We start from the raw sequence: 24504 nt of genomic DNA on the forward strand, positions 1-24504 counted from the left end.
GTCCGACGCGTCAGGCAGCGTCTCCCGGCCGGAAGACCGGAACCGCCTCGCACCTCTCCTCCTGCCGGAAGGCGACGCGCAGCTCCATGCCGATCGCGAGGGCCGACTCCTCACAGTCCACGATCTCCGTCATCATCCGCGGCCCCTCGGCCAGGTCGACGACGGCGGCGGTGTACGGGACGCGGGCGCCGAACGGCGGCAGGTCGTTGCGGTGGACGACGGACCAGGTGTAGAGCGTGGCGCGCCCGCTCGCCCGTTCCCAGGTGACGTCCTCGCTCCAGCAGTGCGGGCAGAACTCACGGGGGTAGTGGTGGGCGCGCCCGCAAGCTCGGCAGCGACGCAGCAGCAACTGCCCCTGGGCGGCGGCGTCCCAGTAGGGGCGGGTGAAGGAGTCGGGCTCGGGCAGGTCGAAACGTACGGCGGCCGTGGTCACAGGAAGAGTCCGATCGCCTCGTCGAAGGACCAGGTCTGCCAGGACATCGCGAACAGCCCGACGAGCGAGATGAGCGCCATCATCGCGTTCTGCCCCTGCTCGGCCCAGTCATGGATCATCAGCACGAGGTAGAGAAGGTTGAGGAGAAGTCCGGCGACGAGCGCGACAGGGGTGAGGAATCCGGCGATCAAGCCGAGGCCCAGGGCGAGTTCGGCGTACACGACGAGGTAGGCCATGGCCTTGGGGCGCGGGGCGACGATCCGCCGGAAGCCGGTGCGTACGGCAGCCCATCGGTGCTTGCCCGCCACGTCCGCGGCCCAGGCGATGCCCGTACCGCGCTCGAACCAGCCCTTCTTGTCCTTGTGGCGCCAGCTCTCCAGCCACCACAGGCCGAGGCCTATCCGGAGGACGGCGAGCCACTCGGCGCCGCCGAGCCAGATCGTCTGCATGGGGCCTCCCGCTCATGAATCTGACGGTACGTCAGTTCACCTGATGACGGCGGCTCGCGCAAGAGGCGTGCAGGAGACGCGAGATGCACACCCGTGATCAATTCGCAATCGATTCCGGTCTCGGCCGAGACCCACCGAATGAGCGCGCGATTACGCTCCGAACCATGCCCGACAGCGCACCTACCGCCGGTAGCTCCGCCCCGGCCCCCACCGACCTCACCGAGGACCGGCCCGTGTACGTCATCGGTGGCGGCCCGGGCGGTCTCGCCGCCGCGGCGGCCCTGCGCGAGCAGGGGGTACGGGCGGTCGTGCTGGAGAAGTCCGGGAACGTGGGGGCCTCCTGGCGCCGCCACTACGACCGGCTGCACCTCCACACGACCCGGCGCTGGTCCGCGCTGCCGGGGCTCGCGATGCCGCGCCGGTTCGGACGCTGGGTGGGCAGGGACGATGTGGTGCGCTATCTGGAGAAGTACGTCGAGCACCACGAACTGGAAGTGGTGACGGGCGTCGAAGTGTCCCGGGTCGACCGGGCCCCCGACGGAGCCGGCTGGCAGCTGAACGCGACCGGCGGCCGGATGCTGACCGGCCGGGCCGTCGTCGTCGCCACCGGCCACAACCACACCCCGCGCATCCCCGACTGGTCCGGCCGCGACACCTTCACCGGCGACCTCGTGCACGCCTCCGACTACCGCAATCCCGCCCCGTACGCGGGCAAAGACGTCCTCGTCGTCGGGATCGGCAACACGGGCGCGGAGATCGCCGTCGACCTGGTGGAGGGCGGGGCATCGCGGGTACGGATCGCGGTGCGCACCGCGCCGCACATCGTGCGCCGCTCGACCGCGGGTTGGCCCGCGCAGGCAACCGGCATCCTGGTACGCAGGCTGCCGGTCCGGCTGGTAGACAGAGCCGGGCGCCTGATGGCCAGGATCGCCGTCCCCGACCTCACCTCGCAAGGTCTCCCGCGTCCGGACACCGGCCTGTACTCACGGGTCAGGGACGGCGCCATTCCGGTGCAGGACGTAGGGCTGATCGACGCGGTGAAGGGCGGCCGGGTGGTGCCGGTGGCGGCCGTCGAGTCGTTCGACGGGGACGCGGTGGTGCTGGCCGACGGGGAGCGGATCACCCCGGACGCGGTGATCGCCGCGACCGGCTACCGACGGAACCTGGAGGGCCTGGTCGGCCACCTCGGCGTACTGGACGCACGGGGCCGGCCGGTGGTGCACGGCGGCCGCACGCCCAAGCAGGCCCCCGGCCTGTACTTCACCGGGTTCACCAACCCGATCAGTGGCATGCTGCGCGAACTGGCCCTGGACGCACAGAAGATCGCGAAGAAGCTAACACGCCGGGGCTGACGCCGCATGGGTCGCCGCTTCTGTAATGATCGGCATGCCGATACCCGTACGCGCCGTCGCGCACCGGCCGTTGACCGCCGACGCCGTCGCCGAACTCGCCGCGCTGCCGATCGCGCCGCACCTCCCCGGGCCCGCGCCGACCCACCGCATCTGGCGCACGCCCAGCCCACGCCCTGGTTCTCGGCCCGGCATCCGACAACGGCCCCTACAGCTGTCTCACACACCTGCAACTGTCGTGCACGCCGCTCGCCTGCGGCCCCGAACTGCCGCCTGCGGACGACGAAGACGGCCTGGGCCAGCGGGTCGACACACACGTCGACTGGTGATCCCGGGCGCGGACGGCCGCTGCCGACCGCCGTCCCTGATTGTCACGCCAAGCCAGCGGGCGGGCTGCACCCAGTTCATCGCCGTGCTGGAGAAGATCCGCGTCCCCCGAGCCGTCGCCACGCGCTACGACAAACGCGGCTGCATCTTCCTCGGCACCGCCACCGCGGCGTCCGTCGCGATCTGACTCCGAACATGAACCTCTACGCCACCCAGCAGTAGACACCTTGGCCCTGGCGTCGGGCGCTGCTGACGAGAGCAGCCAAATCACCCAGGATCACGGAGGCGATCTCCGTGTCGATGACCTCGCCGTCCTCCGCACGCTGCAAGGACCAGGCGACAGCGGCATCCTTCAACTCGAACCCCTCAGCCTCGGCGAGTGCTGCGGACAGGCGAGGCGAGATCGCGAAGACGACGCACCCGTCATCGCCCTGGCCGGCGACGAGACGAGGCTCACCAGCTTCGACGAGTTCTTCGAAGCTGCCGCCGGCAAGAAGACACTGCCACTCGACCACAGCTTCTTCGGGATCGAAGTTACCGAAGGAGAGCGACTCGAACGCGCGCCGCGGCCCGGTCTGAAGAACCAAAGCCGCTGACGCGTCATCCGGAGCCGCGAAGAACTCGACGATGACGCTCACCCGGGCATCATGCCGGACCGCCCACGACCGTGCTCGACCGGACAGCTCCTAGGTCAGCGCCTGTCCGCGCGGGGCGCGGCCGGGAAGACCGGCCGCGCCCCGCACCCACGTTTCGGGGACGTCGGTCAGGCCGCAGGCGTGGCGTTGACCACGAGTTGGGCCGTGTTGTTGGCCGGCTGCGGGTCGAACGGGAAGGTCGCGGGGCTGGAGCCGCCGGTGGTGAGCATGACCTGGCCCGCCGCGTCAGGGACCACCCGGTCGATGCGCAGCTGGAACGGGAGGGAGCGCGTCGTGTCCGGCAGCGCCCAGTACGGCATCTCGCAGCTGTAGCGCGGTGCGCCGGTCCGCTGCGGGTAGTAGCCGCCGCTCAGGGTGCGCGGCTCGCAGTCGGCGGGGGCGGAGGTGACGGTGGCGCCCTCCGGGACGGTGAAGTCGACGGCCGCGACCGGGTCGCCGGAGCCGAGGTTGCCGATCCAGGCCGGGCCGTTGTTACGGAAGCCGATTTCGGCGGTGACGGTCTCACCGGCGCCACCGGTGACACGGGCGCCCGTGGCCTCGAAGTCCGCCGTGTTGACCGCCTTGAAGGTGGCGATGGTGTAGTTGTCCTCGTCCGTCAGGTCGGTGGCGCCGTTGCCGGGCTCGACGCTGATGTCGAGGCGCTCGCCGAGCGCGTGCGGGGCGAGGGCCACCCGCATCGGCTCGGGCAGCGTGTAGGTGTCACCCGGTTCGAGGACCTGGTCGAAGGTGCAGGTGGCGTGGGTCATCGGGGCGTAGTCGTCGCCACCGGTCGTCTCGTACGCGCACTCGGGGTACTCGTTGACGAAGTCCAGCCCGTACGACGCCATGAACGTGGCGGTGAAGCCCTCGGACCGTTCACCGCCCTTGTTCGTCACCGTGAACGGCACGGTGTGCACGCTGCCCGGCAGGACACCCTTCACCGGGGCGATCTCGCCGAGGGACAGGTCGGGTGCCGAGGCGACCGTGACCGTGGTGTCGAACGAGTCGAGCGGGGCCTCCAGCGTGCCCGAAGGACCGCCGGTGGCCACGGCCGCGTAGGTGATGCGCCCCTGGGCCCCGGCCGTCGCACCGTCCGCGGCGCGGATCGTGAGGTTGACCTGCGGGGTGTAGTCATCTCCCATGACGGGCACCTCGGGGACGCTGCACACGGCCGTCGTACCGCTCGGTGCGCAGTTGTCGGGCCAGGTCACTTCGGCCACTCCGGCGATGCCGGAGATGTCGACCGAGAGGCGGCCGTCCGTGACGGTGAAGTTGTCGTTGTCGTGGTAGAGCCCGACGTCCAGCGAACGGCTCTGCGGCTCACCTCCGCCATTGGCGAGCAGCAGGTTCTGCTCGTACGGCGCCTGAATCCACAGCTGGTCCGACTGCTCCTCGGCGGACGCGGCCGCCGGTGCGGCGAGCCCGGCGGTCAGCAGTCCGGCGGCAGCGGCGACGCAGGCCCCGAGGCGCGCGGTGCGCCGGGCGGATACGGGTCTCATGAACTCCCCCAGGGTTGGAACGACGACGGTGAACGGCGGCCGGAAGTCCGGCCTGCTGGTTGGACGTTCAAGATCACCGGGAGGTTGTACGGCGACGGGGTCCGGCCGGTCCGCCACCCCGCACGCACGTCGGGCACAAGAGCGGACCCGGTGACGCCGCACGCAACCGGCACGCACCGCCCGTGCGCCACACCCGCACGGCACCGGACTTCCGCCATTTCAGCCTTTGCCTGCACACCCATTCCTGACGGACCGTCAGTTAAGTAACCTGACAGAGTGTCAGCTTCGGGCTGGCCGGGCACGATCACCCGACGGACCTCGAGCAGGAGTGGGCGGAACGATGCTTGGATCGACTCACGGCACCCTCACCACCGACTTCCGCGCCAGGGTGGTGGCCTGCGGCGAAGAGCCGCACGCCATCGTCCACAGCATGGCGACCGCCGCCGCGGAGGGCGATCTCGATGTCAGCGGCCGCCCGCTGCACACGCCCGTGCCGGATCTGGACCGGTTCTTCCGGCCCGAGTCCGTCGCCGTCATCGGCGCGTCCGACACCGAGGGACGGCCCAATACCGGGATCACCCGACAGCTGATCAGTTGGGCCGAGCGGGTCGGGGCGCGGCTGTATCCCGTGCATCCCAGCCGGGAGTCCGTGTTCGGGCGGGCCTGTTCTCCTTCCGCCGCGGACCTGCCGGAGCAGGTCGATCTGGCCGTGCTGCTGGTCGGTGATCCGCTCCCGGTGATCGAGGAACTCGCGCAAACCAAGGTGAAGTTCGCGGTGGCCTTCGCCTCCGGGTTCGCCGAGACCGGTGAGGAAGGTGCCGCCGCCCAGGCGCGGCTGGCCGCGGCGGTGGAGCGGTCCGGACTGCGGCTGCTCGGGCCGAACACCAACCTCAACGCCTTCGAGGAGTTCCGGGACGATCTGGACGGGCCCGCCATCGCGCTGATCACCCAGTCCGGTCACCAGGGCCGCCCCGTCTACACCCTTCAGGAGCTGGGCGTGCGGCTCTCGCACTGGGCGCCCACGGGCAACGAGGCGGATCTGGAGACCGCCGACTTCATCTCGTACTTCTCGCAGCGCCCGGAGGTCGGGGCCATCGCCTGTTACGTGGAGGGGCTCAAGGACGGGCGCTCCTTTCTGCTGGCCGCGGACCGGGCGGCGCGGGCCGGCGTTCCGGTGGTGGCGGTCAAGGTGGGGCGTACGGAGACGGGGGCCCGGATGGCCGCCTCACACACCGGCAAGCTGACCGGCGCCGACCAGGTCGTGGACGCGGCAATGCGGCAGTTCGGCGTGATCCGGGTGGACGGGCTCGACGAACTCCAGGACACCGCGGCCCTGCTGGCCCGGGCGCGGAAGCCGCAGGCCGACGGGGTCGTCGTGTATTCGATCTCGGGCGGCACGGGCGCGCACTTCTCGGACCTGGCGACCTGCGCGGGGCTGAAGATCCCCACCCTGTCCGAGGAGAAGCAGCGAGAGCTGCACGAGTGGATCCCCGGCTATCTGAACGTGGCGAACCCGGTCGACAACGGCGGCCATCCGGTCGGCGACTGGCGCGGCCGGAAGATCATCGACGCGATCCTCGCCGACCCCGCCGTCGGCGTGCTGATCTGTCCGATCACCGGCCCCTTCCCCCCGATGAGCGACAAACTCGCGCAGGACCTGGTGGACGCGGCAGAGGCCACGGACAAGCTGGTGTGCGTGGTGTGGGGCTCGCCCGTCGGTACGGAGGACGCGTACCGCACAACGCTGCTCGGCTCGTCCCGCGTCGCCACCTTCCGCACCTTCGGCAACTGCATCACCGCCGTGAAGGCCTATCTGGACCACCACCTGTTCGCCGCCTCCTACCGCTCCCCCTTCGATGAGGCGCCCCGCACGCCGTCGCCCTCGTTCCGCAAGGCGCAGGCATTGATGCGCCCGGGCCACCAGCTGAGCGAGCACGCGGCGAAGCAGCTGCTGCGGGCGTACGGAATCCGCGTTCCGCGCGAGCAGTTGGTGTCCAGCGCCGCGGCGGCCGTCCGGGCCGCGGGGCTGGTCGGCTACCCGGTCGTCATGAAGGCGTCGGGCGCCCGGCTCGCCCACAAGACCGAGCTGGGTCTGGTCAAGGTCGGGCTCACCTCCGCCAGCCAGGTGCGGGACGCCTACCGCGAACTGACCGACATCGCACGGTACGAGGGCGTCGAGCTGGACGGGATCCTGGTCTGCCAGATGGTCGAGCGGGGCGTCGAGATGATGGTCGGTGTCACGCAGGACGCGTTGTTCGGGCCGACGGTGACGGTCGGGCTCGGCGGCGTACTGGTCGAGGTGCTGCACGACGCGGCGGTACGCGTGCCGCCGTTCGGCGAGGACCAGGCGCGGTCGATGCTGGGCGAACTGCGCGGCCGGGCCCTGCTGGAGGGCGTACGCGGCGGTCCGCCGGTGGATGTGGACGCGCTCGTCGAGGTCGTGCTGCGGGTGCAGCGGATGGCGCTGGAACTGGGCGACGACCTCGCCGAGCTGGACATCAACCCGCTGATGGTGCTGGGGCGGGGGCAGGGCGCGGTGGCGCTGGACGCGCTGGCCGTCTGCCGCTGACGGGTCACCGCGCCGACCATCTCGCCAACCACCTCGCAGACCGCGCCACCGGCCGACCCACCTACCCAGGAGCTGCCTCATGCCGTCCTCCCCCGAAGACACCGTCGAGCACACCGAACACGCCGGGCCCGCCTCATCGGCCGACCCGCTTGATTCATTGGTACTCCACGCCACTGACAACGGCGTCTCCTGGATCACGCTCAACCGCCCCGAAGCAATGAACGCTGTCACCTGGGACCAGCGGGAACGCGTCATCACGCTCCTCGCCGAGGCGTCCGCGGACCCGACGGTCCGGGCCGTCGCCCTGACCGCCACCGGTCGTGGCTTCTGCGCGGGTGCCGACCTGCGCGGCGCGCCGTCGACCGCCGACCGGGTGCCGGGGGACGTGGCCCGTACGATCCGGCTCGGCGCGCAACGGCTGATCGCGGCGGTGCTGGAGTGCGAGAAGCCGGTCATCGCTGCGGTGAACGGCACGGCAGCCGGTATCGGCGCGCACCTCGCGTTCGCCTGTGATCTGGTGCTGGCCGCCGAGTCGGCGAAGTTCATCGAGGTGTTCGTGCGCCGCGGCCTCATACCGGACGGCGGCGGCGCGTATCTGCTGCCACGCCTGATCGGACCGCAGCGCGCCAAGGAGCTGATGTTCTTCGGCGACGCGCTCCCGGCGGCGGAGGCGGAACGTCTGGGGCTGGTCAACCGGGTGGTCCCGGACGAGGAGTTGGCGGCCACCGCCCGCGCGTGGGCGCAGCGGCTGGCCGAGGGGCCGACCCGGGCGATCGCCCTCACGAAGCAGTTGGTGAATGCCTCGTTGGACTCCGACCGGGCGACGGCCTTCGCAGCCGAGGCGATGGCCCAGGAGATCAATATGACGACACAAGACGCCCACGAGGGCGTGGCGAGCTTCGTGGAGCGGCGCGCTCCGAAGTACCGGGGGCTGTGAGGGCTCCGGAGGCGCCCACGTCCTCCGCTCCTGCCACAGACCACTGCGGGGAACCGGCCGGGCCCCGCACCCACCTGTTGTGCGGCCGGGCCCCACCGATCGGCACGGGCCACCGGCGTGCCCCGGCCGCAATCTGCCTACCGGTCGGCGAAGACGTCCTCGACAGATGTCGCGGCGAGAGTGCGCGAGAGCCAGCCCCTCAGAAGGGTGAGGTCGGTGCAACCCGTGATCCGCTGGTGCGCCTCATCGGGTACGTCAATGCCGACCCGGTCCAGGAGGAGCAAAATGCTCCACGCAATGCCCTCCGCCCAGCCCTCCGCCCGGCCCTCTGCCCGGATCTCCTCCGAGAGCGCTGACTTGTAGAAAGAAAGGTCCACGGCCACCAGGTTCCTCCACTGTTGTGCGGCCGGGACCCATCGGTTCGTACGGGCCATCGGGGGGTCCCGGCCGCAGTCCACCTACTTCTCGGTGAAGACGTCCTCGACCGATGTGGCAGTAGGAGCACGCAGGAGCCAGCGGCTCAGAGCGTCAAGGTCGGTGCAGCCCGTGATGCGTTCGCGCGCCTCGTCGGGTACGTCGATACCGGCCTGAGTAAGGAACAGCAAGATGCCCCGCGCGAGACCTTCCGTACGACCTTCTGCGCGGCCTTCGTCCCGGATCTCCTCCGAGAGCGCTGACTTGTAGAAAGAAAGGTCCACGGCCACCAGATTCCTCCACTGTTGTGCGGCCGGGCGGTTGCCCAGGCCCTGTGCGGTGAGTTCGACGATGGGGTCGGCAATGGTTTCCGGTACGTCCCGCAGAGCGGTCGACAGCGTCTTCAGTATGGCACCGATGTCCGGATCGCCTGCATGTGTGATCGCCGCCAGCGTGGCCAGCGCCAGGTCCTTGCGGGCCTCGGCCACATCCTTGATCACCGGCATGTTGTGCGGGCCTGCGACGAGGGGGTGCAGGGTCAGCACGGGCGATTGGGGGTGTCCGGCGGTGAACGGGCGTGCGGCCCATTCGGCGGTGGCCCGGTCCTGGCAGACGACCAGCAGCATGGGCGGCAGTTCGTACTTCGCCTGGAGGTACGACAAGTAGTACATCCAGCTCACCGGCTTCTCCGGGTCCTTCTTGCCCTGGGCCTCGATCGCCAGGAGGTAGGACTGGCCGTCCTCCATGTCGATGCGCAGAAGGGTGTCGACACGGCGTTCGAGTGGCCGGTTCTCGGTGAGGTCCGTGGGCATGACGGTGGCCGAGGCGGGTGGGCCGATCGTCACCCCCAGCACCTCGGAGACACGGGAGAAGAGTCCCGGGTACTCCTGGAAGATGCGGTGCATCGCCTCGTGGGACGAGCTGACCATGTGGTTTCCCTAGAGTTCTTGAACGGTCGGATGAGAGGTGCAGGTCAGACAGCCGGGGCACGACCCCGGCTCCGCCGCGCGGAAGGCCCGGTCGCAGCCTTCGCAGTTCTGCAACGGGAGCGGCGTCCGGGACGAGGAATCGACCGGAGCCCTGAACGGGGGCGGTGCAGGAAGCCGGGCGGTGAGCCGGTGCGCAAGGAGACCCGCCGGTCGCCGCAGCCCTTCGGCCGGGAGTCCGCTGGTCAACGCGTGCTCCACGGCATCGGGGCCGACCTCGCGTTCCAGCCATGCGGCAACCCCCGGAGCCAGAACGTCCACGTCCTGCTCGGAGAGCAGCAGGCGCGGGTCCCGGCGGTGCAGTCCGGCGAGCAGGTCGGCGGCGTCCCGGAGGAGGGACGGGGCGGGGAAGGCCGGCTGCGGTACGACGAGCAGAGGCATGGACCGGCTGTACGGGGTGCGCTCACGCCCCTGCGCGGGCGCGGGCGCATGCTCACGAGCGGGCACGAGGGGGTGCTCACCACCGGACGCGGACGAGTGCTCATGGCGTGATGCGTGCACGGTGCGGGCCGGAGACCCGGGTGGACGGATGGTGTCGGCTTCGGCCTCCCGGCGGGGACGGACGGGCGCGGATGACCGGGTCGTACGCTGCGGACGCGGCGGGCAGCCACGGCCAGGCCGGGGATCTGTGGGCTGCCGGCCAGCAGGCCGGTTGCAGGAGACGGTACGGGTGACGATCCGGCCGTCGGCCAGTCGTGCCCTGGTGCGTCGCAGATAGCCATGCGCTTCGAGTTCGCGTAACGCGGCGGCGATCCTCGCCTCGCTCTCCGGGAAGCGCCCGGCAAGGTCCTTGATGCCGATCCTGGCCCCGGTGGGCAACGACTGGATGTGCGCGGCGAGACCGATCGCGGTGAGGGAGAGCTCGCGGTGCTGGGTGAGGTGGTTGCCCACGACCGTGAAACGGCTGGTGTGCCGGGAGTTGTCGTGCACGACACCGGAGGACGGCCTGGCGTCCTCGTGTCCGCGGGACGTGGCGCGCGAAGGCGCGCTAATCTGCTGGGTATCCATCGGGAAGGTCTCTTCTTCCTCGTTGGTCAGGCCCTCGATCGGGATGCCAGTCCCGGCCGGGGGCCGTCGCATGTCTGGGGGTTGCTCGTCACCGTGAGCATATGCCAGCCAATCGGCCGGAACAGTAACCAAGTTGGCAAACCTCACCCTTGTGAGTGACGGGAGGGCGAATGGGTTCGGAAAGGGTAATTAACCAGTTCCTTCGAGGTTTTTGACGTCGCAAGCCACCGCGTCCCGGACCACCGGATCGCAGAGATCCACGATCCGGTTGCGGCGGTCATGGTACGAGGTCGAGCTCAGCCCATACGGTCTTACGGGGAAAGGGGCCGGGGCTCACTCCCCAACGGTCCGCGAGCGCCTCGACGATCAGCAGGCCGCGCCCGGACTCGGAGTCGTCATCCGGGACGTGCGTGCCGCACAGACCGGGCGGCACGCACGCGCCACGAGCGTCACTCACCTCGATCCGCAGGAGCGCGCCGTCGTCGTGAACCGCGAGGTCCAGCCGGAAGTCCCGCCCCGGAACTCGGCCATGGGCCACGGCGTTGGCCGCCAGTTCGGCGACGATCTGCGCGGCCGACTCCGAGGGAATCCCCCACTCGCCCAGATGCGCGGTGGTGAGCAGCCGGGCCAGCCTGGCGCCCCGACGGGTGGGCGAGAGCAACACGCTGAACGCGCGGCTGGGGGTGGGGGCTTGAGGGAGGGTGATTTCTTGATTCACGTCACTCAGCGTGGCCGGGCACGCTTACGCTGACCAGTGATCAAGCGGATGCGTACGGTCACTGTCCGGCGCTTGTCCGGAGCTGTCCGGGCTGTCCGGAGGAGGCGTGCGGGTAGGTGGTGCCGCGATGGTGACGGCATGTCGGAGGTGGCGCGGATGCGGGTGGATGCGGACGGTACGGAGCGGGCCGGGGGCGAAACGGACGAGTCCGGTTGGGAGGTCGACCCGGATGACGAGTCGGGTGCGGCGGTCGTCGCCACGGTGGGGCGGCAGTTGAGGCTGCGCCGGGAGACAGCCGGGATGCGGGCCGCCGAGTTCGGTGTGGCGATCGGGTACGGGGAGGACCAGGTCTACAAAGTCGAGGCCGGGAAGCGGATTCCACGCCCGGAGTATCTGGACAGGGCGGACGAGGTGTTGGGGGCCGGTGGGCTGATCGCCGCGATGAAGAAGGACGTGGCGGAGGTCCGGTACCCGAAGAAGATTCGGGATCTGGCGCGGATGGAGGCGCGGGCGGTCGAGCTGCTGTCGTACGGGTGCCACAACCTCCACGGTCTTCTGTAGACGGAGGAGCATGCTCGGGCGCTGCTGAAAACGAGGCGTCCTGCGCTGTCGGACGACGAAGTGGAACGTGGTGTGGCAGGCCGCATGGCCAGACGTTCCATCTTCGACCGCTCCCCGGCCCCCGAACTGAGCTTTGTCCAGGAAGAGACGACGCTCAACCGACCCATTGGAGGCAAGATCGTGCTGCGCAGGCAGCTGGAACACCTCCTGGAGGTAGGACAGTTGCGCAATGTCGAAATTCAGGTGATGCCGACTGCCCATTGGGGTCACCCTGGGACGGGCGGCCGGATCCAGATGCTGAAGTTCGAGGATGGCGCGGCAGTCGGGCGCTCCGATGACGAGTTCGGCGGTCGTCCTGTCTCCAGTCCACGGCAGCTACGGATCCTGGAACTCCGCTATGGCATCATCCGGGCGGAGGCTCTCAGCGCACGGGAGTCGCTGGCCTTCATCGAGCGAGCGCTGGGAGAAACATGATTCGCAAGCCCTCCACCGAGGACGACTCCGAACTGGCGTGGTTCAAAAGCAGCTACAGCGACAGCAGCAACCCCAACGACTGCGTGGAGGTCGCGACCACTCCCCGCGCCGTCCACGTCCGCGACTCGAAGCACACGCAGGGCCCCCGGTTCGCCGTCACCCCCGAGACCTGGACTGCCTTCGTGGCATACGCCGCCGGGAGTTGAGCCTCACGTACTCTCCGCCCTGCCGGGCGGTCCGGGCCCTCACCGGCTGAGCGTGTACCAGTCCGGTGAGTCGATATCGCCGTACTCCCGGTTGAGTTCGGGCCGATCCGGCGTGCCGCTGATCCGCCAGCCGTCGTCGTCGCCGCTGAAGGAGCAGTCCTCGATGTCGAGCCGCACGCTCTGGCTCCACGTGGTGCTGTCCCCGGGCTCGTACGCGCCCCAGCCGAGGATGCGTCGGAGTCGGCCCCCGTGCAGCGCGGCATCGCGTGCCATGAGGGCTGCCCCTGTCAGCAGCGTCGCGCCCGTCAGCCAGCCCAGGATCAGGGGCCAGGCCTCGGATGCCGGGTGAAGCCGAAGGCCGCCGCGCCCGCCCGCTGACTTCGTCGGACGCTCCCGCAGACCCACCTGGGACATCAGCTTCGCCGCAGTGCAATTCCGGTCGGTCGGGGCGAACGTACAAGCCCACCCCTTCCTATCTGACGCCACGTCAGTTCTAATCGAAGGGTGATGGGACACGCAGGCATGGCCGCCACCGCCGTCCGGTACCTCAGGTCCGTCGGCGCCGCCACCACCGCAGAGCCAGCGCCGGTCGATCCGCTGCCGCGACCGGACCTGCGGGCCGTCGCCGACGGCGAGCGCCCGCCCGTCGACCCGGCAGAATTCCGCCGCGTACTGGGCCACTTCGCGAGCGGGGTCACCATCGTCACCGCACACGACCCGGACGACGCGGAGGGACCGGCCGGCTTCGCCTGTCAGTCGTTCGCCTCGCTCTCCCTGGACCCGCCGCTGGTGACCTTCATGGTCGCCCGCACGTCGACGACCTGGCCGCGCATCGCCCGCGCCGGGGCGTTCTGCGTCAACATCCTGGGCGCGGACCAGGGCGCACTGTGCCGGAGTTTCGCGGTGAGCGGGGCCGACAAGTTCGCCGGGGTGGCGTACGAGGCGGCCCCCGCGACCGGGTCGCCGCTGCTGGACTCCGTACCGGCCTGGATCGACTGCCGTATCCAGGCCGTCCACACCGGGGGCGACCATCTGATCGTCGTCGGCCGGGTGGCGGCGCTGGGCGCGGCGGAGGGGTGCGATCCGCTGCTCTTCCACCGGGGAAGGTTCGGGCGGTTCAGCGAGTGAGGTGCGGCGGATCGGCCGCCCGGCACGCCGGCCCGCCGCGGCGCCCGGCGGCTCCGGAACCCGCCGGATCACCAGTGCCATCAGCGCCGCCGTCGCACACAGCGCCCCCGTGGCGCCGCCAGTGATCGTCACGAAGGTGACGACGGCGACGATCCAGGCACGGTGAACGCGTCGGCGGAAACGCCCGCCGGGGGCTGCGGGGGTGGCCTGCCGGTCGTCGTCCCGGGCGGCGCTTTCGGTTGTCTGGGGCACGTCACTCAGCATCGAGTCATGGCATACGCCCTCACGAGTGGCCGGAGAGACACGCTTCACAGGAATCGGGCCACAGCGGCCAACGCCTTCCGGCCCGGACGGGCTCTTATGCACGTACGATCACCTGTCGGTCGACGGGCGGTGCATCCGCCCCTTCTACTTCGTCGCGCACCGAACCGGGGGATCTCATGCAGTGGGTAGCACGCCAACAGTTCCATCACCGCTCCGTACTGATGCAGACCTGGGGCGCCGTGCTGTTGCTCGTCGCCTGCGCCCTGTGGATCTGGCTGGGCTTTCTGCTGGTGAACCAGCAGGATGTGTACTGCTACCGGGACTCCGTGCAGTGCAAGGTGGTCACCGAGTGGCCGAAGCAGCTGGTCATTCTGGGGATCTCGGCCCCCTTGTCCGTCCTCGGTGCGGCGCTGTTCGTCGCCGGCAGTGTGCGCAGGCAGACCAGCGCCCATGTCTTCGAGGTCATCGAGATGCAGAAGTCCGAGGAGCGTTCCCGGCAGAAGTAGCCAGGGCCGCCGCAGCCCAGGCGCACCCGCACCCACCGCGTACCCGAGCAGATCGGGTGCGTTGAAGGTCGAGCCGAGCACCAGCCGCGCCACCGTGCCGTGCCGTGCCGTGCCGTGCCGTGCCGTGCCGGGAATGGTCCGCGGGCAGCCCGGTCGGTTGCAGCAGCTCGACCGCCCAGCTGAACGCCGGCGCCGTCATGAAGTACGTCACAGCGCCGCGCACGGACCGCGTCCACCGTCGGGGCCCCCATGTCAGCAACAGTCCACCCCTGCCGACCGATCCGAGAGTTCCTCGCTCACGGGCCGGGTACCGCTTCGCCTCGGGGCGACTTAGGTCACCCTTCCCCGACGCCGCTTCCGCCTGATAGGCATGGGGAGTTCCACCGGCACATCGGAAGTTTCGCCATGAAAAAGGGAAATTCAGACAGCCTCATACCCTTCACGATCGATCTGACGTTCGAGGAAACTCGGCGCAGGGCCGAGGTCGTGGCCGCGCTCGGGCCCGACTGGGACCCGATCGCCGCGCTCCAGGGCGAGGACGAGGCGTACGCGCTCCTCTACTCGGGCCTGGACGCCGAACAGCAGCGCACCTACGACCTGCTGGTGGCGACCGGCGTCCTGCCGGGAAGGGGGCCGGGCCGTGCGACTGCCCATTGATCCGCAGGCGGACGCGGCCCGCCGCGCCTGGATGCCCTGCCCCGTCTGCGACGACGCGCGTCACTGCGAGAACTGCGCCGACCTCCGTACCTGCCGTGAGCATTGGCGCTATCTGATATCCAACAACGGACCGGTCGTTCACCTCCAGTGTCCGCAGTGCACCCACATGTGGTCCGTGAACACGCGGCCCGGCGTCACCCGGCGCGACAGCGGCGCCTTCGACGACTGAGCGACGGCAACGACGCTGCGGGTCAATACACCTAGAACACCAGCACCCCCCGCGCCACCCGACCGTGGTGTGCGTCGTCCGCCGCCTTGGCGAAGTCCTCCACCGGGTAGGTCTCAGTGACGAGTTCGTCCAGGAGCAGCCTGCCCTCCCGGTACAGCTCCGCGTAGAGCGCGATGTCCCGCTGCGGGCGCGAGGAACCGTAGCGGCAGCCCAGGATCGACTTGTCCAGGTACATCGACGAGACGAGGAACGTCGCCTCCGCCGTCGCCGCCGGGACGCCCAGCAGGATTGCCTGTCCGTGCCGGTCCAGCAGATCGATCGCGGTACGGATCAGTTCCGTACGGCCCACGCACTCGAAGGCGTGGTCGGCGCCGCTCGGCAGGATCTCCCGTACGCCGTCCGCCGACGTCAGGAAATGCGTCGCGCCGAACTGCCGCGCCACCGCCTCCTTCGCCGGATTGGTGTCGACCGCGACGATCGTCAGGGCGCCCGCGATCCGGGCACCCTGGATCACGTTGAGTCCGATGCCGCCGGTACCGATCACCACGACGGTGTCACCCAGGTCGACCTTCGCCCGGTTGAGTACGGCTCCGACTCCCGTCAGCACACCGCAGCCGATCAGGGCCGCCGAGGTGAGCGGCAGGTCCGCGGGGATCTTCACCGCCTGCACGGCCTTGACCAGGGTCCGTTCGGCGAAGGCCGAGTTGGACGCGAACTGGTACAGCGGCTCACCCCGCCGCGAGAACGGCTGTCCCGGCATCCCGATCGCCTTGCGGCACATCGTCGGACGCCCCCGGTCGCACTGCGCACACGCCCCGCAGTTGGCCAGCGTCGACAGCGACACATGGTCGCCGGGCACCACATGGACGACACCCGCGCCGACAGCCTCCACCACGCCCGCGCCCTCGTGCCCGAGCACCACCGGCGACGGGAACGGGATCGTCCCGTCGATCACCGACAGGTCGCTGTGGCACAGCCCGGCCGCGGCCACCGTCACCAGCACCTCTCCGGGGCCCGGATCACGTATCTCCAGATCGTCGACGACCTCGGTCCGCTTGCCGTCGAAGACGACGCCTCTCATCTCGGCTCCCTCGGTAGGCCGAGCACCCGCTCGGCGATGATGTTCCGCTGGATCTCGTCCGAGCCGCCGTAGATGGTGTCGGACCGGCTGAACAGGAACAGGCGCTGCGCCTCGTCGAGTTCGTACGGTGCCTGCGCCGACCAGTCGTCCGGGCCGACGGCACCCGCCGCGCCCCTGATCTCCACGGCCAGTTCGCCCAGGCGCTTGTGCCAGCCGCCCCAGAGCAGTTTCGCCACGCTGGGTGCGCCGGGGTCGCCCGTGGAGCCCAGGGTGCGCAGGGCGTTCCAGCGCATCGTCTGCAGCTCCGCCCACTGCCTCACGAGACGTTCGCGCAGGACCGGGTCGGTGACGGCGCCGCCGTTGACGGCGGCACGGACCACCCGGTCGAGCTCGGCGGCGAACCCGATCTGCTGGACGAGCGTGGAGACGCCGCGCTCCAGGGCCAGCAGGCCCATGGCGACCGCCCAGCCGTTGCCCTCGCCGCCGACACACTCCCCGGCGTGCGCCCCGTCGAAGAAGACCTCGTTGAACTCGCTGGTCCCCGACATCTGGCGGATCGGCCGCACCTCGATCCTGCCCGGCTGGTCCATGGGCACCAGCAGGAACGACAGGCCGTGGTGGCGGCTGGAGCCGGGCTCCGTACGGGCCAGTACGAAACACCAGTCGGCGTCTTTCGCCAGCGACGTCCAGATCTTCTGCCCGGTCACGCGGTGGCCGCCGATGCCCCGGTCGGGTACGGCGGTCGTCCGCACCCCGGCGAGGTCCGATCCGGCGCCCGGCTCGCTGTATCCCTGGCACCACAGTTCCTCGCCGCGGGCGATGGCGGGCAGGAAGCGCTGCTGCTGCGCCGGTGTGCCGTAGGCGATCAGGGTGGGGGCGAGGAGGTTCTCGCCGATGTGGCCGACCCGGGCCGGAGCGTTGGCGCGGGCGTACTCCTCGGCCCAGACGACCTGCTGGGTGAGGCTCGCGTGCCGGTTGCCGTGGCCGGCGCCGTGGTTGTCCCAGCCGAGGCCGATCCAGCCGCCGCGGCCGAGTTCGCGCTCCCATGCACGGCGGATCGCGACGCCCTCGTGCTCGCTGCCCGGGCCGCCGGTGCCGGCGGCCGCCGCGTACTCGCCGACGAGGTGGGCTTCCAGCCAGGCACGGGCCTCCTCGCGGAACGCGGTGTCGTCCGGACCGAAGGTGAAGTCCACATTGCCTCCTGTTGCAGGATCAAACCCGTCCGGCGACTGAGGGCCGGGTCCGGGGCCAGAGCCCCGGGGCGGACACCCCGTCACGCGTCCGGCCGGGTCCGGGGCAGAACCCCGGGGCGGACACCCCGTCACGCGTTCGGCCGGGTCCGGGGCAGAACCCCGGGGCGGACACCCGTCACGCGTTCGGTCGCGCCTTGGCCGCAGCCGCCGCGGCCATCTCCTCCAACTGCGCCAGCATCGGCATCGGGTCCGTGCCCACCGTCCCCGGCAGGAAGTCCGCGATCCGTTCCGGGGTCCAGGCCCCCTCCGCGTACCCCGCCCGCAGCTCCCTCGGCTGTGCCCAGACCGCGATCTTCGGCCCCGCGATCGTGTACACCTGGCCGGTGATCTTCTCCTTGCGGGCCCGTTCGCTGAGCAGGTAGACGACGAGCGCCGCCACGTCCTCCGGCTCGCCGATCTCCTTGAGTTCCATGGGAACGTTGGCGGACATCCGGGTGCGGGCGACCGGGGCTACGGCGTTCGCCGTGACGCCGTATTTGTGCAGGCCGAGCGCCGCGCTCCGTACCAGCGAGATGATCCCGCCCTTCGCGGCGCTGTAGTTGGCCTGGGCGACGCTGCCCTGATGGTTGCCGCTGGTGAAGCCGACCAGTGTGCCGCCGCCCTCCTGCTTCCGCATCACCGCCGACGCGGCCCGGAAGACGGTGAAGGTGCCCTTGAGGTGGGTGGCGACCACCGGGTCCCACTCCTCCTCGGACATGTTGAACAGCATCCGTTCCCGCAGGATCCCGGCCACGCACACGACCCCGTCGATCCGCCCGTACTGCGCGAGCGCCGTGTCCACGATCCGTTGCCCGCCCGCCATCGTGGAGACGTCGTCGGCGACGGCCACCGCCTGCCCGCCCGCCGCTTCGATCTCCTTGACGACGGACTCGGCTACCTCGCTGCTCGGCTCACCGCCCTCGATGGAGACGCCGTAGTCGTTGATGACGACCCTCGCCCCCTCGGCCGCCGCCGCAAGCGCGACCGCCCTCCCGATGCCGCGCCCGGCACCCGTCACGGCCACCACTTTGCCTGCCAAGAAGTTCCCCATGCCCGGCCCCTTCCCGCGGTTTCTGACGGACCGTTAGATTTTATGGGCCATCAGGTCCACGAGCACAAGCCCCGGGAGGCCCCATGTCACTGCCGGCCGAGTTCCACGCCATCGCCGAGCGGGTGAACAACTGGGGCCGCTGGGGCGCCGACGACGAGATCGGCACGCTCAACCTGATCACCGACGCGGTCGTACGGGAGGCGGCCGCCACCGTCCGCACCGGGCTGCGCATCCCGCTCGCGCTCTCCCTCCTGCAGGACGGCGTCCAGAGCGGGCTGATCCCGGGACGGATCAATCCGCTGCACACCATGGTCCAGATCAACCAGGAACTCTTCGGCCCCGGCACCGTCGCCACCAGCGACGACACAGCCGTCCTGAGCCTCCAGACAGCCACCCACTGGGACGCCCTCACCCACGCCTCGCACTCGGGGAAGATCTACAACGGCCGCCCGGCCACCACGATCACCGCGCACGGCGGCGCGCAGTTCAGCGGGATCGACAAGGCGCCGCACATCGTCTCGCGCGGGGTGCTGCTCGACGTGGCTCGCGCACACGGCGTGGACAGGCTGCCCGGCGACCATGCCGTCACCCCCGAGGACCTGGACGCGGCCGAGGAGCTGGCGGGGGTCCGGGTCCGGGCCGGTGACATCGTGCTCGTACGGACGGGGCAGGTGCAGGTGTATCTGGCGGGCGACAAGCATGCGTACGCCTATCCGTCGCCGGGTCTCTCGATCCGGACGCCCGAGTGGTTCCGTGCGCGCGATGTGGCGGCGGTCGCCAATGACACCCTGACCTTCGAGATCTTCCCGCCGGAGATCGAGGATCTGTGGCTGGGGGTGCATGCGCTGGACCTGGTCGAGATGGGCATGCTGCAGGGCCAGAACTGGAACCTGGAAAAGTTGTCCACAGCCTGTGCGGAAGTCAGGCGGTACAGCTTCCTGCTCTCCGCCATGCCGGAACCGTTCATCGGTGCCACCGGCACCCCGGTCGCCCCGGTCGCCGTCCTCTGAAGGGCCTCGGGCCGACGCCGGGCCGTAACCCGGACCGACTGCTTTAACCTTTATGCACGCTTCACAATGGCCTGATTCTTGACAGCGTGATTCGTAGCGACCTGACTCGTAGCGACCTGACTCGTCACAGCTTGATTCGTAACAGCTTGATTCGTAACAGCGTGATTCGTAACGGCTCGCGACGGCCCGTACGTCTCATACGTCTCGTGGCCCGCATCCCCCGCGCCGGGCGCGCCATGGATACCCTGTCCGCCCTGTCCGCCCTGTCCGCCCTGTCCGCCCTGTGCACCCGGGTGCACCTGCACCGTCTGGGTCAGCGGAGCACTCCGGTCGACCTCGCACCAGATGCGCTTGCCCGCACCCTCCGGCTGCCAGCCCCAGCGGTCGGCGAGGCCGTCGACGAGCTCCAGGCCCCGGCCGCCGGTGTCCTCGCCCTTCGCGTGGCGCTGCTGCGGCGGGCGGCAGCTGGTGTCGGCCACCTCGACCCGCACGGTCCCCGCCGTGTCCGTCGAGCCGAAGAGCATGCGCAGCACGGCCGGACACCCGGTGTGGACCACCGCATTGGTGACCAGCTCCGAGATCAGCAGGATGAGCGTCTCGGCCAGCGGCTCGTCGTCTCTTATCCCGGACCCGACCAGTCTCGACCGCGCCCATCTACGGGCCCGCCCGACCTCCGCGGGATCCGGCCCGACCTCCAGCTGAACCTGAAGCACCTGCACCGCTCACACCATCCGAACCGGCGGACACATCGCCTCGCGCCTCCTCAGGGTCACGGAACGTGATTCCCCTACGTGACAGCATGGTTGACGTACAGTCACCGCAACAAGCGCTTCGGGCATATTCCAGCGCGAAGGAGTACGCGTGCTGCATACTGTGCGACGCGCGCTGCGGGGAGTCGAACAGAGGCGTATCGGGGCTGCGGGAATCGTCTCCCGGGCAGGCCCGGCGCTTCTGCATGGGCCGCGAGCAGGGCACCTTTTCCGGGCCGGAGTCGCCGCACGGCAAACACCCGGATCACCCGGTTCCAGAACCTCTCGCATCCCACGGAGCGTACCTGAGCCGGGCGCCGACTCCGCCCCGTGACGAATCACGCAAAGGGTGCAAGCCGACATCGGCGCCCACCGACTGCACTGCGTAACTTCGCAGCGCGAGGCTCAGAACTCGGCCTGCCACATGCGTCTGCCGGACATCCGCCGTCCGGCGCGGGTCCGGCACGGGCCCGATGCCTGCACGGAACCCGTGCGGAATCAGCACAGGTCGGCCGCAAGCACCTCCTCGGCCGCCGCCGCCGTCAGCCACTGCCCGGACCGCAGCCACGCCCGCTTGAGGTGCAGATGAACGTCTGCCTCCCAGGTGAAGCCCATACCGCCGTGCACCTGGAGGCAGTCCCGTGCGTTGCGGACGGCCGCATCGTCGGCGAGCAGTTTGGCGCCAGCGATCTCCACGGGGTCGGCGGTCACGGCCGCCGCGTACACGGCGCTACGGGCCAGCTCGGCGCGGACCAGCATCCCGGCGCACAGATGTTTGACCGCCTGGAAGGACCCGATCGGCGAACCGAACTGTTCACGTTCACCGGCGTGTTGAACGGCCATCTCAGTCGTACGGGCGGCGCTTCCGAGCTGTTCGGCGGCGGCGAGCAGGGCGCCCTCGTCGCGCAGCCGCACCCCGCCGGGCAGAAGCTCGCCGGGCCCGACGGGGCCGGTGACCCGCCACAGGGGCGTGAAGGGGTCGAGCGACCGTACGGGCCTGGCGGCCTCCCGTACGGCATCCCGCAGCGCCCCGCCGGTCACGGCCCCTGCCGCCCCCTCCCCCGGTCCCGGTCTCCGCCCCGCCCCCGGCCCGAGCACCAGCAGCCCGTCCGCATTGCCCAGGTGCCCCACCGGCTGCCCGTCGTCCAGCACGGTGACCACCGCCTCGCCCTCCGCCGCCCCCTTCACCGCGCCGGCGGCGAGGTGGGTGGCGATCAGCGGTCCGGGCAGCAGCGACCGCCCCGCCTCCTCGAAGAGGAGAACCGATTCGGGCAGACCGAGCCCGACACCGCCCTCCGTCTCCGGCAGCCGCAGCGCAAAGAACCCGGCCTCGCCGAGCTCCCGCCACAGGGCCCGGTCGAGACCCGCACCGCCGTCGAGAGCCGCCCGCATCCGGCCCCTGCCGAAGCGCCCGGCGAGGAGTTCCCGCACCCCCGCCCGCAGGGCCCGCTGGTCGTCCGAGAGCTGGAAGTCCATAGTCGCGTCAGCGCCCCTTCGGCAGGCCGAGGATCCGCTCGGCAACGATGTTCCGCTGGATCTGCGAGGTGCCCGCCGCGATGGTGTACGAGAGCGAGGAGAGCCGGTCCACGGCCCACTCCCGGTCCAGATCGGCCGCGTCCGCGCCGAGCACTTCGGCGGCCGCCTCGTACAGCTCCTGACGGGCGTGCGAGTAGCGCAGCTTGAAGACCGAACCACCGGTGCCGGGCACGCCGCCGCCCCCGGCCCGCTGCGCCTCGCTGACGTTCCACTGGGTGAGCCGCCACAGCGCCCGGAATTCGGCGTTCAGCCTGCCCAGCCTGCGGCGCAGGACCGGGTCGTCCCACCGGCCGCTCGCCCGCGCCTCGGCGGCCAGGGCGGCCAGCGTGCGGCGGCAGGCGACGACCTCGCCGACGAATGCCGTACCGCGCTCGAAGGAGAGCGTGACCATCGTGACCCGCCAGCCGTCGTTCTCCGCGCCGATGCGGTGGGAGACCGGCACCCGCACCTCGTCGAGGAACATCTCGGCGAACTCGGTGGACCCGGCGAGGGTGCGCAGCGGGCGGACGGTGACCCCGGGGGCGTCCATCTCCATCGCGAGCCAGCTGATCCCGCGGTGCCTGGGCGCCGCCGGGTCCGTACGCACCAACAGCTCGCACCAGTCGGCGACCTCCGCGTGCGAGGTCCAGATCTTCTGCCCGCTCACCACGTAGTGATCGCCGTCGCGCACCGCCCGGGTCCGCAGCGAGGCGAGGTCCGACCCGGCGTCGGGCTCGCTGAACCCCTGGCACCAGATCTCGTCGCCGCGCAGCACCGGCGGCAGCCAGCGCGCCCGCTGCTCGGCCGTGCCCTCGGCCGCGATCGTCGGCCCGGCATGCAGCAGCCCGACGAAGTTCGCGCCGACATACGGGGCGCCGGCCCTCTCCGTCTCCTCCAGGTAGATCAGATGCTGGGTCGGGGTGGCGCCCTGCCCGCCCGCGTCGACGGGCCAGTGCAGGCCCGCGTAGCCCGCGTCGTACAGCATCCGCTGCCAGGCGGTGTCGTACGCGCGACGTCCGGGCCAGTCGTCGGCGCCGGGCTTCGCGGGCAGTGACGGCAGCACGGCGGCCAGCCACTCGCGCAGCCGCGCCCGGAACTCCTCCTCGTCCTGCGTGTACGCGAGATCCACCGCGCGCCTACTTGTCCAGGTCCAGACCGAGCATCCGGATCGCGTTTCCGCGCATCAGTTTGTAGACGGTCTCGTCGTCCAGTCCCTTGACGTGGTCGAGGGCGACCTCCTTGGTGTGCGGAAAGGTCGAGTCGACGTGCGGGTAGTCGGTCTCGAAGGTGGCGTTGTCCCGCCCGACGACGTCGAGTGAGGCGACCCCGTGCTTGTCGCGGAAGAAGCAGCAGAACATCTGCCGGTAGTAGTACGTGGACGGCGGCTCGGGGATCAGATCGCGCACCCCGCCCCACGCCCGGTGCTCCTCCCACACGTCGTCGGCGCGCTCCAGGGCGTACGGGATCCAGCCCATCTGGCCCTCGCTGTAGGCGAGCTTCAGCCGTGGGAATCTGACCAGCACCCCGCTGAACAGGAAGTCCATCATCGAGGCCATCGCGTTGTTGAAGGAGAGGCTGGCCTGTACGGCGGGCGGGGCGTCCGGCGAGGCGGCGGGCATCTGCGAGCTGGACCCGATGTGCATGTTGACGACCGTGCCGGTCTCCTGGCAGGCCGCGAAGAACGGGTCCCAGTACCCGGTGTGGATCGACGGCAGTCCGAGATGGGTGGGAATCTCGGAGAAGGTCACCGCGCGCACCCCTCGCGCCGCGTTCCGCTTGATCTCCGCGACCGCCAGGTCGATGTCCCACAGCGGGATGATGCAGAGTGGGATGAGCCGGCCGCCGCTGTCGCCGCACCACTCCTCCACCATCCAGTCGTTGTAGGCGCGGACGCACGCCACCGCTACTTCTTTGTCGTGCGCCTCGGCGAAGGTCTGACCGCAGAAGCGCGGGAAGGTCGGGAAGCAGAGGCTCGCCTCCACATGGTTGAGGTCCATGTCCTTGAGGCGCTCGGCCGGGTCCCAGCAGCCGGGCCGCATCTCGGCCCGGGTGATCCCCTCCAGCGTCATGTCGTCGCGGTCGAAGCCGACGGCGGCGATGTTCCGCTTGTACGGGAACCTCAGGTCCTCGTAGATCCACCAGTCGGTGGGCGGCCCGTCCGGGTCCATCGTGATGACGTACTTGCCCCCTGTGTACGCCAGCTCGCCGATGCCCGCGGTGAGCGGCTGCGGGCCGCGGTCGCGGTATTTGGCGGGCAGCCAGGTCGAGAAGAGGTGCGGCGGCTCGATCACATGGTCGTCGACGCTGACGATCCGAGGCAGTTCCGTCATGGTGTCCCCTTCGGCGCACGCTTGAGGCCTTCCGGCCGTGGTTCCGACGGACGTTTCCGACAGACGTTTCCGACGGATGATTCCGACGGTTGTTTCCGACGGCCGTCTCCGACGACACTCTTTCCTGATGGGTCGTCAGATTCACTCCACGACTCAGGCTAGCCCCGCACCCCTGGACCGACAAGGC

25 protein-coding genes and 3 pseudogenes are annotated in these 24504 nt (G+C 70.2%); 11 read left to right on the plus strand and 17 right to left on the minus strand.

Annotated elements, in window-relative coordinates; genetic code table 11:
* Window positions 1–10: 10 nt before the first annotated feature.
* Together ACZ3IC_RS13935 and ACZ3IC_RS13940 are read right to left on the minus strand one after the other, a co-directional pair.
* Window positions 11–433, minus strand: a complete 423-nt coding sequence (locus ACZ3IC_RS13935; protein WP_467415821.1) for a Zn-ribbon domain-containing OB-fold protein — start codon at window positions 431–433, stop codon at window positions 11–13.
* A complete protein-coding gene (locus tag ACZ3IC_RS13940) occupies window positions 430–882 on the minus strand; it encodes a DoxX family protein (RefSeq protein ID WP_467415822.1) in 453 nt (150 codons plus the stop codon). Before ACZ3IC_RS13940 ends, ACZ3IC_RS13935 begins: the two co-directional genes overlap by 4 nt.
* 164 nt (window positions 883–1046) lie before the next feature.
* Between ACZ3IC_RS13940 and ACZ3IC_RS13945 the strand changes: the two genes are divergently transcribed.
* Both ACZ3IC_RS13945 and ACZ3IC_RS13950 read left to right on the plus strand, forming a co-directional pair.
* The gene (locus ACZ3IC_RS13945; RefSeq protein WP_467415825.1) at window positions 1047–2234 is read left to right on the plus strand and encodes a flavin-containing monooxygenase; all 1188 of its coding nucleotides are present in this window, start codon (window positions 1047–1049) and stop codon (window positions 2232–2234) included.
* A gap of 322 nt (window positions 2235–2556) precedes the next feature.
* On the plus strand, window positions 2557–2745 hold the full coding sequence (locus ACZ3IC_RS13950; RefSeq protein ID WP_467415827.1) for a hypothetical protein: 189 nt from the start codon (window positions 2557–2559) through the stop codon (window positions 2743–2745).
* A 16-nt stretch (window positions 2746–2761) separates the two neighbouring features.
* Here ACZ3IC_RS13950 and ACZ3IC_RS13955 read toward each other — a convergent pair whose 3' ends face one another.
* Window positions 2762–3196: a hypothetical protein gene (locus ACZ3IC_RS13955; RefSeq protein WP_467415829.1), complete on the minus strand. Its 435-nt coding sequence runs from the start codon at window positions 3194–3196 to the stop codon at window positions 2762–2764.
* Between the two features lie 125 nt (window positions 3197–3321).
* On the minus strand, window positions 3322–4692 hold the full coding sequence (locus ACZ3IC_RS13960) for a COG1361 family protein (protein WP_467415832.1): 1371 nt from the start codon (window positions 4690–4692) through the stop codon (window positions 3322–3324).
* A gap of 340 nt (window positions 4693–5032) precedes the next feature.
* Between ACZ3IC_RS13960 and ACZ3IC_RS13965 the strand changes: the two genes are divergently transcribed.
* Window positions 5033–7261 carry an acetate--CoA ligase family protein gene (locus ACZ3IC_RS13965; RefSeq protein WP_467415834.1) on the plus strand — a complete coding sequence of 743 codons (2229 nt, stop codon included), beginning with the start codon at window positions 5033–5035 and terminating at the stop codon, window positions 7259–7261.
* Between the two features lie 79 nt (window positions 7262–7340).
* Window positions 7341–8198: an enoyl-CoA hydratase/isomerase family protein gene (locus ACZ3IC_RS13970; protein ID WP_467415835.1), complete on the plus strand. Its 858-nt coding sequence runs from the start codon at window positions 7341–7343 to the stop codon at window positions 8196–8198.
* Between the two features lie 137 nt (window positions 8199–8335).
* On the opposite strand, the gene ACZ3IC_RS13975 is transcribed toward ACZ3IC_RS13970, so the two are convergent.
* From ACZ3IC_RS13975 to ACZ3IC_RS13990, 4 genes are all read right to left on the minus strand, one after another.
* Window positions 8336–8632 carry a hypothetical protein gene (locus ACZ3IC_RS13975; protein WP_467415838.1) on the minus strand — a complete coding sequence of 99 codons (297 nt, stop codon included), beginning with the start codon at window positions 8630–8632 and terminating at the stop codon, window positions 8336–8338.
* A 24-nt stretch (window positions 8633–8656) separates the two neighbouring features.
* On the minus strand, window positions 8657–9541 hold the full coding sequence (locus ACZ3IC_RS13980; RefSeq protein WP_467415839.1) for an RpnC/YadD family protein: 885 nt from the start codon (window positions 9539–9541) through the stop codon (window positions 8657–8659).
* Window positions 9542–9550: 9 nt separating this feature from the next.
* Entirely contained in the window at window positions 9551–10606 is a 1056-nt protein-coding gene (locus tag ACZ3IC_RS13985; RefSeq protein WP_467416093.1) for a helix-turn-helix domain-containing protein, read from the minus strand.
* Window positions 10607–10883: 277 nt separating this feature from the next.
* Entirely contained in the window at window positions 10884–11324 is a 441-nt protein-coding gene (locus tag ACZ3IC_RS13990; RefSeq protein ID WP_467415841.1) for an ATP-binding protein, read from the minus strand.
* A gap of 156 nt (window positions 11325–11480) precedes the next feature.
* Between ACZ3IC_RS13990 and ACZ3IC_RS13995 the strand changes: the two are divergent.
* Together ACZ3IC_RS13995 and ACZ3IC_RS14000 are read left to right on the plus strand one after the other, a co-directional pair.
* Window positions 11481–12359: pseudogene (locus ACZ3IC_RS13995) on the plus strand (helix-turn-helix domain-containing protein).
* The gene (locus tag ACZ3IC_RS14000) at window positions 12356–12565 is read left to right on the plus strand and encodes a DUF397 domain-containing protein (protein ID WP_467415844.1); all 210 of its coding nucleotides are present in this window, start codon (window positions 12356–12358) and stop codon (window positions 12563–12565) included. Before ACZ3IC_RS13995 ends, ACZ3IC_RS14000 begins: the two are co-directional and overlap by 4 nt.
* A gap of 39 nt (window positions 12566–12604) precedes the next feature.
* Here the strand turns inward: ACZ3IC_RS14000 and ACZ3IC_RS14005 are convergent, their stop codons facing one another.
* The gene (locus tag ACZ3IC_RS14005; protein WP_467415846.1) at window positions 12605–12838 is read right to left on the minus strand and encodes a hypothetical protein; all 234 of its coding nucleotides are present in this window, start codon (window positions 12836–12838) and stop codon (window positions 12605–12607) included.
* Window positions 12839–13087: 249 nt separating this feature from the next.
* On the opposite strand from ACZ3IC_RS14005, the gene ACZ3IC_RS14010 reads away from it, so the two are divergent.
* Both ACZ3IC_RS14010 and ACZ3IC_RS14015 read left to right on the plus strand, forming a co-directional pair.
* The gene (locus tag ACZ3IC_RS14010; RefSeq protein WP_467416095.1) at window positions 13088–13693 is read left to right on the plus strand and encodes a flavin reductase family protein; all 606 of its coding nucleotides are present in this window, start codon (window positions 13088–13090) and stop codon (window positions 13691–13693) included.
* 440 nt (window positions 13694–14133) lie between these two features.
* On the plus strand, window positions 14134–14463 hold the full coding sequence (locus ACZ3IC_RS14015; protein ID WP_467415849.1) for a hypothetical protein: 330 nt from the start codon (window positions 14134–14136) through the stop codon (window positions 14461–14463).
* Here ACZ3IC_RS14015 and ACZ3IC_RS14020 read toward each other — a convergent pair.
* Window positions 14420–14656 (minus strand): annotated as a pseudogene (locus tag ACZ3IC_RS14020) (DUF2809 domain-containing protein); the annotation flags it as partial. The gene ACZ3IC_RS14015 and the pseudogene ACZ3IC_RS14020 overlap by 44 nt on opposite strands.
* Window positions 14657–14868: 212 nt before the next feature.
* Between ACZ3IC_RS14020 and ACZ3IC_RS14025 the strand changes: the two are divergent.
* Window positions 14869–15120 (plus strand): DUF6400 family protein, encoded by a 252-nt coding sequence (locus ACZ3IC_RS14025; RefSeq protein ID WP_467415851.1) that lies wholly within the window; start codon window positions 14869–14871, stop codon window positions 15118–15120.
* A complete protein-coding gene (locus tag ACZ3IC_RS14030) occupies window positions 15104–15349 on the plus strand; it encodes a hypothetical protein (RefSeq protein ID WP_467415853.1) in 246 nt (81 codons plus the stop codon). Before ACZ3IC_RS14025 ends, ACZ3IC_RS14030 begins: the two co-directional genes overlap by 17 nt.
* Window positions 15350–15380: 31 nt before the next feature.
* Here the strand turns inward: ACZ3IC_RS14030 and ACZ3IC_RS14035 are convergent, their stop codons facing one another.
* The 3 genes from ACZ3IC_RS14035 to ACZ3IC_RS14045 form a co-directional block, all read right to left on the minus strand.
* Window positions 15381–16430 (minus strand): alcohol dehydrogenase catalytic domain-containing protein, encoded by a 1050-nt coding sequence (locus ACZ3IC_RS14035; protein WP_467415855.1) that lies wholly within the window; start codon window positions 16428–16430, stop codon window positions 15381–15383.
* The gene (locus ACZ3IC_RS14040) at window positions 16427–17623 is read right to left on the minus strand and encodes an acyl-CoA dehydrogenase family protein (protein ID WP_467415857.1); all 1197 of its coding nucleotides are present in this window, start codon (window positions 17621–17623) and stop codon (window positions 16427–16429) included. The genes ACZ3IC_RS14035 and ACZ3IC_RS14040 overlap by 4 nt, the downstream gene beginning before the upstream one ends.
* 175 nt (window positions 17624–17798) lie before the next feature.
* Window positions 17799–18713 carry an SDR family oxidoreductase gene (locus ACZ3IC_RS14045; protein WP_467415860.1) on the minus strand — a complete coding sequence of 305 codons (915 nt, stop codon included), beginning with the start codon at window positions 18711–18713 and terminating at the stop codon, window positions 17799–17801.
* 83 nt (window positions 18714–18796) lie between these two features.
* Here ACZ3IC_RS14045 and ACZ3IC_RS14050 point away from each other — a divergent pair, with 83 nt between their 5' ends.
* A complete protein-coding gene (locus ACZ3IC_RS14050) occupies window positions 18797–19723 on the plus strand; it encodes a cyclase family protein (protein WP_467415862.1) in 927 nt (308 codons plus the stop codon).
* 314 nt (window positions 19724–20037) lie between these two features.
* On the opposite strand, the pseudogene ACZ3IC_RS14055 reads toward ACZ3IC_RS14050, so the two are convergent.
* From ACZ3IC_RS14055 to ACZ3IC_RS14070, 4 genes and pseudogenes are all read right to left on the minus strand, one after another.
* Window positions 20038–20442, minus strand: a pseudogene (locus ACZ3IC_RS14055) (ATP-binding protein); the annotation flags it as partial.
* Window positions 20443–20970: 528 nt separating this feature from the next.
* On the minus strand, window positions 20971–21948 hold the full coding sequence (locus tag ACZ3IC_RS14060; RefSeq protein ID WP_467415864.1) for an acyl-CoA dehydrogenase family protein: 978 nt from the start codon (window positions 21946–21948) through the stop codon (window positions 20971–20973).
* 7 nt (window positions 21949–21955) lie between these two features.
* Complete coding sequence (locus tag ACZ3IC_RS14065) at window positions 21956–23116, minus strand: acyl-CoA dehydrogenase (protein ID WP_467415867.1); 1161 nt, start codon at window positions 23114–23116, stop codon at window positions 21956–21958.
* 7 nt (window positions 23117–23123) lie between these two features.
* Complete coding sequence (locus ACZ3IC_RS14070; protein ID WP_467415868.1) at window positions 23124–24317, minus strand: amidohydrolase family protein; 1194 nt, start codon at window positions 24315–24317, stop codon at window positions 23124–23126.
* Window positions 24318–24504 lie beyond the last annotated feature (187 nt).

The sequence above is a fragment of the Streptomyces sp. NPDC002958 genome, from assembly GCF_055563255.1.

What these genes read in the sequence shown, in the direction of transcription:
- ACZ3IC_RS13940 (WP_467415822.1), bottom strand. Translation starts at nt 882, where the DNA reads ATGCAGACGATCTGGCTCGGCGGCGCCGAGTGGCTCGCCGTCCTCCGG.
- ACZ3IC_RS13945 (WP_467415825.1), top strand. Translation starts at nt 1,047, where the DNA reads ATGCCCGACAGCGCACCTACCGCCGGTAGCTCCGCCCCGGCCCCCACC.
- ACZ3IC_RS13960 (WP_467415832.1), bottom strand. Translation starts at nt 4,692, where the DNA reads ATGAGACCCGTATCCGCCCGGCGCACCGCGCGCCTCGGGGCCTGCGTC.
- ACZ3IC_RS13965 (WP_467415834.1), top strand. Translation starts at nt 5,033, where the DNA reads ATGCTTGGATCGACTCACGGCACCCTCACCACCGACTTCCGCGCCAGG.
- ACZ3IC_RS13970 (WP_467415835.1), top strand. Translation starts at nt 7,341, where the DNA reads ATGCCGTCCTCCCCCGAAGACACCGTCGAGCACACCGAACACGCCGGG.
- ACZ3IC_RS13975 (WP_467415838.1), bottom strand. Translation starts at nt 8,632, where the DNA reads ATGGCCCGTACGAACCGATGGGTCCCGGCCGCACAACAGTGGAGGAAC.
- ACZ3IC_RS13980 (WP_467415839.1), bottom strand. Translation starts at nt 9,541, where the DNA reads ATGGTCAGCTCGTCCCACGAGGCGATGCACCGCATCTTCCAGGAGTAC.
- ACZ3IC_RS13985 (WP_467416093.1), bottom strand. Translation starts at nt 10,606, where the DNA reads ATGGATACCCAGCAGATTAGCGCGCCTTCGCGCGCCACGTCCCGCGGA.
- ACZ3IC_RS14000 (WP_467415844.1), top strand. Translation starts at nt 12,356, where the DNA reads ATGATTCGCAAGCCCTCCACCGAGGACGACTCCGAACTGGCGTGGTTC.
- ACZ3IC_RS14005 (WP_467415846.1), bottom strand. Translation starts at nt 12,838, where the DNA reads ATGGCACGCGATGCCGCGCTGCACGGGGGCCGACTCCGACGCATCCTC.
- ACZ3IC_RS14010 (WP_467416095.1), top strand. Translation starts at nt 13,088, where the DNA reads ATGGCCGCCACCGCCGTCCGGTACCTCAGGTCCGTCGGCGCCGCCACC.
- ACZ3IC_RS14015 (WP_467415849.1), top strand. Translation starts at nt 14,134, where the DNA reads ATGCAGTGGGTAGCACGCCAACAGTTCCATCACCGCTCCGTACTGATG.
- ACZ3IC_RS14025 (WP_467415851.1), top strand. Translation starts at nt 14,869, where the DNA reads ATGAAAAAGGGAAATTCAGACAGCCTCATACCCTTCACGATCGATCTG.
- ACZ3IC_RS14035 (WP_467415855.1), bottom strand. Translation starts at nt 16,430, where the DNA reads ATGAGAGGCGTCGTCTTCGACGGCAAGCGGACCGAGGTCGTCGACGAT.
- ACZ3IC_RS14045 (WP_467415860.1), bottom strand. Translation starts at nt 18,713, where the DNA reads ATGGGGAACTTCTTGGCAGGCAAAGTGGTGGCCGTGACGGGTGCCGGG.
- ACZ3IC_RS14050 (WP_467415862.1), top strand. Translation starts at nt 18,797, where the DNA reads ATGTCACTGCCGGCCGAGTTCCACGCCATCGCCGAGCGGGTGAACAAC.
- ACZ3IC_RS14060 (WP_467415864.1), bottom strand. Translation starts at nt 21,948, where the DNA reads ATGGACTTCCAGCTCTCGGACGACCAGCGGGCCCTGCGGGCGGGGGTG.
- ACZ3IC_RS14070 (WP_467415868.1), bottom strand. Translation starts at nt 24,317, where the DNA reads ATGACGGAACTGCCTCGGATCGTCAGCGTCGACGACCATGTGATCGAG.